This is a genomic window from Natrinema pallidum DSM 3751 (genome assembly GCF_000337615.1).
GTDB classification, from domain to species: domain Archaea; phylum Halobacteriota; class Halobacteria; order Halobacteriales; family Natrialbaceae; genus Natrinema; species Natrinema pallidum.
The window spans coordinates 1-720 of the sequence record NZ_AOII01000097.1 but is presented as its reverse complement, the minus strand read 5'-3'; the positions used below and the strand labels follow the sequence as shown (position 1 = coordinate 720).

Annotated in this window: 1 protein-coding gene; it reads left to right on the top strand. The window is 60.1% G+C overall.

Annotated features, from left to right (window positions below; all coding sequences use genetic code 11):
- Window positions 1-130 precede the first annotated feature (130 nt).
- The gene (locus C487_RS20710) at window positions 131-271 is read left to right on the top strand and encodes a hypothetical protein (protein ID WP_161605723.1); all 141 of its coding nucleotides are present in this window, start codon (window positions 131-133) and stop codon (window positions 269-271) included.
- The last annotated feature ends 449 nt before the right edge of the window (window positions 272-720 follow it).

Sequence of the window (720 nt, the reverse complement as noted above, 5' to 3'; positions counted from 1 at the left end):
CTTCTAAACAACCATTGAGGCGGTCGTTTTCGGGCATAGATCACTCAGAAAACGAACCGCCTCATCCTTCATCCTTATCTGAACACCGCCGGTCGAATCATGCCAGCGATTAAGCGTCCCGCAGTCACTAATGCTAAAGCCGGACTCGGAACTCGAGATCGATCTCGATCCGGGCCTCGAGCGGGAGGCCGACGAGGGGGCCACAGATTCGGACGATGCGATCATCGGCCAGAACGGGATTCGGCGCTACCCGGACGCCACTCGAGTGTGAGCCGTCGGTTCTCGACCGGTTCAGGGCACGGGGCCTGCTGCTGACCGTGTACTCCCCGAAGCGTTCCGGCCATCGGGCTGGGGGATTGCGGTGGCGTCTGCGCAGAGGATCTAATCAGTGGGAGGCCACTGCGTGCTGTGTGACCCGTTGTGTACAACTTTCGCCACGAGGCACTGGCTGGTGCCGTTCGACGCCCGATCCGTGTCCGAGAGCCGATCCTTCCAGTTGCTTCCCACTAGATATAAGTCACTCTAGGTGATAGTTCCTGATGGAAGCTATCGTCTCCAGAACAGTCGCGGGGGGCATGCGCTGAAATGCCCCGGGTGCTACAACACCCGAGACGTGGCTTCCAACCCGGAGAGGTCGAAGCCATGCTTGCGTATCCGCTCCCGAGACATAAACGTCTCGCCCGACAGTCCGTTCGCTCGAGACGAAGAGCGGTGCGTCCG